The sequence below is a fragment of the Nocardioides zeicaulis genome (assembly GCF_042432345.1).
Taxonomy (GTDB): Bacteria; Actinomycetota; Actinomycetes; order Propionibacteriales; family Nocardioidaceae; genus Nocardioides; species Nocardioides zeicaulis.
In genome coordinates this window covers 896,427-904,109 of sequence record NZ_JBHLXH010000001.1, presented here as the reverse complement: position 1 = coordinate 904,109, position 7,683 = coordinate 896,427, and the positions used below count along the sequence as shown (strand labels likewise).

Here is a 7,683-nt window from a genome sequence, read left to right as displayed (position 1 = left end):
GGAGGTGTTCTGTCACGTTGGACGGCGGTCGATGACCCCAGGCCGGCTCGGGCCGCCTGCCGGTGCCGACCGACGACAAATGAAACCGTCCCGGACGACGCCGAGTCCTGCCCGGCCGGGACGTACCCCCGAGATCACCGAGGGCAGGAGTGGGGGACCCACAGGTTCCACCGCCGACGCGCACGCCACCCGCGTGTGCCGTCGGCTCGGGGCGAAGCCGCCACCAGGCGGCGGGGCACCTTCCGGCTCCAGCCCGACAGCTCACCTCACAGGCGTGGGAAAGGACCCTCCATGCCTGCGACCCCTCGCACGGCGCGAGCCTGCGCGCTCGCCCTCGCCGGTGCCGGCCTCGCCGCCTCGACGCTCGTCGCCCCGGCGGCCACCGCCGCCACCGGCACGACCAGCACCGCCAGCTCGACCAGCCCGACCAGCCCGACCAGCAAGCAGACCGCGAAGGACCGTCGGCGCGAGGCCCGGCGTGCCGCGAGGCGGGTGAACACCCGCGTCCTCGGCGCCCGCGACACCGCGATGCGCCAGCGCGGCGACGCCTACGCCTACGGCGCCGCGGGGCCCAACAGCTTCGACTGCTCCGGGCTCGTCTACTACAGCTTCCGACGCGCCGGCTTCCCGGTGCCGCGCACCTCGGCCGCCCAGGCGGGTTTCACCCGCCGCGTCGCGAGGGCCGACATGCGTGCCGGCGACCTGATGTTCTTCTACGGCAGCGGTGGGGTCTACCACGCCGCGATCTTCCTGCGGTGGTCGCACGGCCACGCCCTGATGCTGCACGCACCCTCGCCGGGGCAGCGCGTGCAGGTCGGGGTGCCGTGGACCAGCCAGTGGTTCGGTGGCACGCTGCGCCGACGCTGAGCCCTGCGGCCCCCTGATCTACCCTGTGGCGCGCCTTCCCCGATCGGGGAAGGCGCGCCCGCACACTTGCTGGGCAGCAACCCCCGTTCCGATCGGAGTCACCCCGTGCGTCACCGCCTTCACGTGTCCGCCGCCGCGCTCGTCGCGGCCTCGCTGCTCCTCGCCGGGTGCGGTGGGGGCGACGAGGAGACTCCCGCGAGCGACCCGTCGTCCTCCGCCCCGTCCTCCGCGGAGACCAGCGCGCCTCCGGAGCCCGTCTTCTGGCCGCTCACCGGCCTCGAGCGCACCGGCAAGGCGCCCCAGCACCCCGTGGTGGTGACCAAGGTCGACAACACCCCGTCGAGCTCGCCGCAGATCGGGCTCGGGTCGGCCGACATGGTCGTCGAGGAGCTCGTCGAGGGCGGCTACACCCGCCTGGCGGCGTTCTACTACTCCAAGGTCCCGGTCACGGTCGGACCGGTGCGCTCGATGCGCGCCAGCGACATCAGCATCGTCCCCGAGGGCGCGACGGTCGTCACCAGCGGCGCGGCGCAGATCACCATCAACCGCATCAACGCCGCCGGCATCCCGTGGATCACCGAGGGCGCCGCCGGCGTCTTCCGCGACAACACCCGCTCGGCGCCGTACAACCTCTTCGCGCACCTCGCCGACATCTCCAAGCGGCTGAAGGCCGACGGCGAGCCGGCCGACTACCTGCCGTGGGGCGACGAGGCCGACCTGCCCAAGGGCGGCAAGGCCACCAGCCTGACGGCCGACTTCGGCGCGCACAGCACCACCTGGCAGTTCCAGGGCGGGCGCTACGTCAACACCGACTCCTACGCCGCGCAGGACGACCAGTTCCCGGCCGACTCGGTGCTGGTCCTGCGGGTCAAGGTGGGCGACGCCGGCTACAAGGACCCCGCGGGCTACCCCGTCCCGGAGACCAAGTTCGAGGGCACCGGCGCCGCGCTGCTGTTCCACGGCGGCCGGGTCGTCAAGGGCACCTGGTCCAAGGACGGCCTGACCGGCCAGATCGAGCTCAGCACGAAGGCGGGCGAGCTCACGGTGCCCGCCGGCCACACGTGGGTCGAGCTGGTGCCGGCGGTCAACGGCGAGGTCAGCTTCTCGAAGTAGGGCCGCGCCCGGCCTCCAGCTGCTCGCGCAGCCCGGTGAGGATGAACCCGACGGCCGCCTCCGTGCGGGCGGCGGCCGCAGCGGCGTCCTGGCTCGCGGCCACCGCCACGCCGGCGGCCGACAGGGCGCCGAAGAAGATCCGGGTGAAGGTGTCGAGCAGCTCGTCCTCGAGCCCCCACTGCGGCGCGGCCAGCACCGAGCGGACGACGTCGTCGACGAGGGCGTACGTCGACGCCTCCTCCTGCTCGCGGAACCGGTCGCGGCCCAGGACGGCCGGGCCGTCGGCGACGACCACCTGGCGGTAGGCGGGCTCCTGCACCACGTCGAGGAAGGCGCGCAGCCCCGCCCCGGCCCTCGCCCACGGGTCGTCCACCCCGTCGGTGGCGTGGGCGATCGCGGCGGTGGCGCGCTGCTCGACCCGCTCGAAGACCGCCTCGAAGACCGCCTGCTTGCCGCTGAAGTGGTGGTAGAGCGCGCCCTTGGTGACGTCGGCGCCGCCGACCACGTGGTCGAGCGAGGTGGCGGCGTAGCCGTGCTCGACGAAGAGCCGCTCCGCGACCTCCACGAGGGCGTCCCTCGTCGAGGGCGACCACCGCGGCCGGCGCGGGGCGGGCGTCGCGCCGGGCGTGGTCATCGAGCCACCCTAGGCGCCGCCGCCGTGGGTGTCCCTGCCACCGATCGGTCATAGTGGTGGGCATGCAGCCGGCGTCGGGTCTCCTCCTGGTGGCCACCCCCGCGCTCCAGGACCCCAACTTCGTCGACACCGTCGTGCTCCTCCTCGACGTCACCGACGAGGGCGCCCTGGGCGTCGTGCTCAACCGACCCTCCCAGGTGCTGGTCGCCGACGTGCTCGAGCCGTGGCGCGACGTCGTCGTCGAGCCGGAGGTGCTTTTCCGCGGTGGCCCCGTCGGCACCGACGGTGCCCTGGCCGTGGCGTGGCTGCGCGACGAGGACGACGCGCCGGTCGGGTGGCGCCAGGTGCGCGGCCAGCTCGGCATGGTCGACCTCGACACCCCCACCGAGCTCGTCGACGGGTCGCTGGAGTCGATGCGGGTCTTCGCCGGCTACGCCGGGTGGGGCGCCCACCAGCTGGCCGGGGAGGTCGAGCGCGGCGACTGGTACGTCGTCGACGGCGAGCCCTCCGACCCCTTCCTCCTCGACCCGACCGACCTGTGGCGCGCCGTCATGCGCCGCCAGCCGGGCTCCCTGGCCTGGCACGTCAACCGACCCGTCGACCCCGACCTCAACTAGCCGCCCGACCGGGCCCGCCACGATGTCGCCGAGGTCGGCGCACGGACCGGTCCGCGTTAGGATCGTCCATCATGAGCACCATCGGATTCTCCCCGGGCAGCCAGACGGTCGAAGAGCGTCAGACGGTCCCGACCGATGAGGGCGACCACGAGCGGTTCTCCCACTACGTCCCCAAGGACAAGCTCACCGAGGCGATGGTCATGGGGACCCCCGTGATCGCGCTCTGCGGCAAGGTGTGGGTCCCGTCGCGGGCGCCGGAGAAGTTCCCGGTCTGCCCGGACTGCAAGGAGATCTGGGAGTCGATGAAGCCCGGCGAGGGCGACGACGGCTCGGGTCCCGAGGCGTGACGGGGCGCCCCGAGGCGCCGCTGCCCCCCGCGTGGCCCGACCGGGCCGCCTGGGGCACCGCGCCCTCCCTCCGCGCCTGGCAGCAGGCCGCGATGGACCTCTACCAGGCGCGCCAGCCGCAGGACTTCCTCGCCGTCGCGACGCCCGGGGCGGGCAAGACGACGTTCGCGCTGACCGTCGCCGCCGACCTGCTCAGCCGTCGCGTCGTCGACCGGATCACCGTCGTCGCGCCGACCGAGCACCTCAAGACCCAGTGGGCCGAGGCCGCCGCGCGCGCCGGCATCCCGATCGACCCGACCTACAGCGCGGGCAAGGGCAAGACGTCCGACGACTACGTCGGCATCGCGGTGACCTACGCCGGCGTCGCGGTCAACCCGCTCGCCATGCGGATCCGCACCGAGCGGTTCAAGACGCTGGTCATCCTCGACGAGATCCACCACGCCGGTGACGCGATGTCGTGGGGCGAGGGCGTGCGGGAGTCGTTCGACCCCGCCACCCGGCGCCTGGCGCTGACCGGCACCCCGTTCCGCTCCGACATCAACCCGATCCCGTTCGTCCGGTACGCCCCGGGCGACGACGGCGTGCCGGTCTCGGCCGCCGACTTCACCTACGGCTACGCCCACGCGCTGTCCGACCACGTCGTGCGACCCGTGCTGTTCATGGCGTACTCGGGTGAGATGCAGTGGCGCACCCGCGCCGGCGACGAGGTCGTGGCCCGGCTCGGGGAGCCGCTCACCAAGGACATGCACGCCCAGGCGCTGCGCACCGCCCTCGACCCGCGCGGGTCGTGGATCCCGGCGGTCCTCGAGGCCGCCGACCGGCGCCTGTCGGAGGTGCGTCGCCACGTGCCCGACGCCGGCGGCCTGGTGATCGCGGGCGACCAGGAGTCTGCCCGCGCCTACGCCGCGATCCTGAAGAAGGTCTCGGGCGAGTCGCCGACCGTCGTGCTGTCGGACGAGAAGGGCTCCTCGCGCAAGATCGAGAAGTTCACCGCCTCCGAGGACCGCTGGATGGTCGCGGTCCGCATGGTCTCCGAGGGCGTCGACGTGCCGCGGCTCGCCGTGGGGGTGTGGGCCACCACCGTCTCCACCCCGCTGTTCTTCGCCCAGGCCGTCGGCCGCTTCGTGCGGGCCCGCTCGCGCGGCGAGACCGCCACGGTGTTCCTGCCGTCGGCGCCCCACCTGCTGGAGTTCGCCTCCGACATGGAGGCCCAGCGCGACCACGTGCTCGGGCGCAAGGTCACCGACGAGGACGACATCTTCGCCGCCGAGGAGGACCTCCTCGCCGCGGCCAACGCCGAGGAGGGCGCGTCCGGCGAGCTCGAGATGTCGTGGGAGGCCCTCGGCTCGACCGCGTCGTTCGACCACGTCCTCTACGACGGTGCGCAGTTCGGCCACTCCGGCGAGGTGCACGTCGGCTCGGAGGAGGAGATGGACTTCCTCGGCATCCCGGGCCTGCTCGAGCCCGACCAGGTGCGCGAGCTGCTGCACTCGCGGCAGAGCGAGCGGGCGCGCAAGCAGAAGGCGAGCGGTGTCGAGGACCGCGTCGTCGACTCGGTGGAGCAGCTCAGCACCCACCAGCAGCTCGGCGTGCTGCGACGCGAGCTCAACGGGCTGGTCGCCGCCTGGCACCACCGCACCGGGCAGGCCCACGGCATCACCCACAACGCGCTGCGCAAGGAGTGCGGCGGCCCGCCCGCAGCGGTGGCCAACGCCGAGCAGCTCCACGAGCGGATCAACCGGATCCGCGAGTGGGCCGTGCGGCAGTCCTCCTGACGGCCGGACCGGACGGTCCTTCCGTACGCTGCGGCGCCGACCCGGGCGCGGCTAGGGTCCTCGTATGCCCTCGGAGACCTCGCAGACCCTGGACCGCGGGCTGCGGGCCCTGAAGGTCCTGGCCGACACCCCCGAGGGCCTCACCATCACCGAGCTCTCCGGCCGGCTCGAGGTCAACCGCACGGTGGTCTACCGCCTGGTCAGCACCCTCGAGCAGCACGGCCTGGTCCGTCGCGACGCCCGGTCGCGGCTGTTCGTCGGGCTCGGCGTGCTCCAGCTCGCCAGCGCCGTCCAGCCCCTCGTGCGCGACCTCGCGATGCCGGTGCTGCGCTCGCTGGCCGAGTCGCTGGGCTCCACCGCCCACCTCACCTTCGCCGACGGCGACGAGGCGCTGGCTCTCGCGGTGGTCGAGCCCACCTGGACCGACTTCCACGTCGCCTACCGGGTGGGCGCCCGCCACCCGCTCTCCCAGGGCGCGGCGGGCAAGGCGATCACCCTGCTCGACGACTCCGAGACCCCCTACGCCGTCACCAGCGGCGAGCTGCAGAGCGGGGCGCGGGGGCTGGCGGCCCCGGTGCGTGGTGTCGAGGGCCTCCGGGCCAGCGTCGGCGTGGTCACCCTGGCCTCGTCGATCGACGAGGACGCCGTCGCCCCCCAGGTGATCGAGGCGGCCCGCCTGGTGGCCGAGCGACTGCGCTGAGCGCCTGTCGTCAGGCCTCCACGAAGGGCCGGACGCCCGGGCCGGGGCGGGTCGCGACGTCGCGCCGCCCGGTGACCTCGTGCCCCGCGCGGCAGCGGAGCACGGCGTCGACCTGCTCGCCGCAGCCGACGTGCTCGAACTCGACCGGTGAGCCCTCGGCGTCGGCGAGGTAGCGGTCGCCCCAGGCGCGCACCGCCACCAGGACGGGGTAGAGGTCGAAGCCCTTGTCGGTCGGGCGGTACTCGTGCCGCTCGCGCTGCCCCGGCTCACGGTAGGGCTCGCGCCGCAGCACGCCCGCCTCGACGAGCAGCGCGAGACGGTTGGTGAGCACCTGCCGGGGGATCCCGGAGTGCCGGCGCATGTCGTCGAAGCGGCGTACGCCGTTGAACACCTCGCGCAGCACCACGAACGTCCACCGCTCGCCGAGCACCTCCATCGCCCGGCCCACGGTGCAGTTGTCGGTGGACCACGCGAGGGCGGCGGGTCCGGTCGGGGCGGGGCTGCTCATGCCCGCCACCCTAGGTCTCGTTGACAGACCCAGCAAGGGGTGGTCTGCTGGGTCCATGACGCAGACCCAGCCGTTCGAGACCGACAGCCGCACCGTCACCTGGGCCACGCCCGGCCAGGGGGACCTCGCCCGGCTGATGGAGCTCGACGGCCTGGGCCAGCTCGACGCGATCCGCTCCGGCGAGCTCCCGCCCCCGCCGATCATGGCCACCCTGGGGATGAGCGACCTGCGCGCCGAGCGGGGGCGGGTGGTCGTCGAGATGCCGGCGGCCGGGTTCCACTACAACCCCCTCGGCACGGTGCACGGCGGTGTGATCTCCACGCTGCTCGACACCGCCGCCGCCTGCGCGGTGCACAGCACCCTCGCGGTCGGCGAGCTCTACACCTCGGTCGACCTCACCGTGAAGTTCCTGCGCCCGGTCACGGTCGACTCCGGCCTGCTGTCGTGCGAGGGCACGGTGATCAGCCGCGGGCGTCGCACGGCGCTCGCCCAGGCACAGCTGAGCGACGAGGCCGGCCGCCTCGTGGCCCACGCGACCTCCACCTGCCTGATCATGCGCCTGGGGGAGTGAGTCCCCGGCGCGGGTCAGTCGGTGGCCGCGAGCGCGAGCGGCACCACGCGGTGCGGGATCTGCGTGGCCAGCGCGATCACGGTCGTGGAGCGGTCGATGCCCGGCTCGGTCAGCACCAGGTCGATCACCCGCTGGAGGTCGGCGTTGGAGCGGGCGACCACCCGCGCCCACATGTCGCCGGCGCCGGTGATCGTGTAGGCCTCCAGCACCTCGGGGATCCCGGCCAGGTGACGGGCGACCGCGTCGTGGCCGCCGCGCTCGGCCGAGCCCTGGCGGATCTCGAGGGTCAGGAAGGCCGTCACGGGGTAGCCGAGAGCCTCCGGCGAGAGCTCGGGACCCCAGCCGGTGATCACGCCTGCGGCCGCGAGCTTGTCGAGCCGGGCCTGGACCGTGCCCCGGGCGATGCCCAGCCGACGGCTGGCCTCCAGCACGCCGAGCCGCGGCTCGCTGGCGAAGATCTCGATCACCTTGCTGTCGATCTCGTCCATGAGCCGTCATCTCCTGTGCAATGTGCCCAGCCTTTCGACGTACTGTTGCACACCTTGCCGGGA

Annotated in this window: 10 protein-coding genes; 7 read left to right on the top strand and 3 right to left on the bottom strand. The window is 73.6% G+C overall.

Annotation, left to right across the window (positions count from 1 at the left end; genetic code table 11):
* Positions 1-291 precede the first annotated feature (291 nt).
* Both ACFFJG_RS04500 and ACFFJG_RS04495 read left to right on the top strand, forming a co-directional pair.
* Positions 292-867: a C40 family peptidase gene (locus tag ACFFJG_RS04500; protein ID WP_378517403.1), complete on the top strand. Its 576-nt coding sequence runs from the start codon at positions 292-294 to the stop codon at positions 865-867.
* A gap of 105 nt (positions 868-972) precedes the next feature.
* On the top strand, positions 973-1,980 hold the full coding sequence (locus ACFFJG_RS04495; RefSeq protein ID WP_378517402.1) for a DUF3048 domain-containing protein: 1,008 nt from the start codon (positions 973-975) through the stop codon (positions 1,978-1,980).
* On the opposite strand, the gene ACFFJG_RS04490 is transcribed toward ACFFJG_RS04495, so the two are convergent.
* Positions 1,964-2,614, bottom strand: a complete 651-nt coding sequence (locus ACFFJG_RS04490) for a TetR/AcrR family transcriptional regulator (RefSeq protein ID WP_378517401.1) — start codon at positions 2,612-2,614, stop codon at positions 1,964-1,966. The two genes, ACFFJG_RS04495 and ACFFJG_RS04490, sit on opposite strands and share 17 nt — an antisense overlap.
* 62 nt (positions 2,615-2,676) lie before the next feature.
* On the opposite strand from ACFFJG_RS04490, the gene ACFFJG_RS04485 reads away from it, so the two are divergent.
* The 4 genes from ACFFJG_RS04485 (at position 2,677) to ACFFJG_RS04470 (ending at position 6,053) form a co-directional block, all read left to right on the top strand.
* Entirely contained in the window at positions 2,677-3,231 is a 555-nt protein-coding gene (locus tag ACFFJG_RS04485; protein ID WP_378517400.1) for a YqgE/AlgH family protein, read from the top strand.
* A gap of 71 nt (positions 3,232-3,302) precedes the next feature.
* Entirely contained in the window at positions 3,303-3,578 is a 276-nt protein-coding gene (locus ACFFJG_RS04480) for a DUF3039 domain-containing protein (protein WP_378517399.1), read from the top strand.
* Positions 3,575-5,353 carry a DEAD/DEAH box helicase gene (locus ACFFJG_RS04475; RefSeq protein WP_378517398.1) on the top strand — a complete coding sequence of 593 codons (1,779 nt, stop codon included), beginning with the start codon at positions 3,575-3,577 and terminating at the stop codon, positions 5,351-5,353. Before ACFFJG_RS04480 ends, ACFFJG_RS04475 begins: the two co-directional genes overlap by 4 nt.
* A gap of 64 nt (positions 5,354-5,417) precedes the next feature.
* Positions 5,418-6,053, top strand: a complete 636-nt coding sequence (locus ACFFJG_RS04470; RefSeq protein ID WP_378517397.1) for an IclR family transcriptional regulator — start codon at positions 5,418-5,420, stop codon at positions 6,051-6,053.
* Positions 6,054-6,063: 10 nt separating this feature from the next.
* Here ACFFJG_RS04470 and ACFFJG_RS04465 read toward each other — a convergent pair whose 3' ends face one another.
* Positions 6,064-6,561, bottom strand: a complete 498-nt coding sequence (locus ACFFJG_RS04465) for a winged helix-turn-helix transcriptional regulator (protein WP_378517396.1) — start codon at positions 6,559-6,561, stop codon at positions 6,064-6,066.
* A gap of 55 nt (positions 6,562-6,616) precedes the next feature.
* Between ACFFJG_RS04465 and ACFFJG_RS04460 the strand changes: the two genes are divergently transcribed.
* Positions 6,617-7,132: a PaaI family thioesterase gene (locus tag ACFFJG_RS04460; protein WP_378517395.1), complete on the top strand. Its 516-nt coding sequence runs from the start codon at positions 6,617-6,619 to the stop codon at positions 7,130-7,132.
* A gap of 14 nt (positions 7,133-7,146) precedes the next feature.
* On the opposite strand, the gene ACFFJG_RS04455 is transcribed toward ACFFJG_RS04460, so the two are convergent.
* Positions 7,147-7,620 carry an Lrp/AsnC family transcriptional regulator gene (locus ACFFJG_RS04455; protein WP_378517394.1) on the bottom strand — a complete coding sequence of 158 codons (474 nt, stop codon included), beginning with the start codon at positions 7,618-7,620 and terminating at the stop codon, positions 7,147-7,149.
* Between the last annotated feature and the right edge of the window lie 63 nt (positions 7,621-7,683).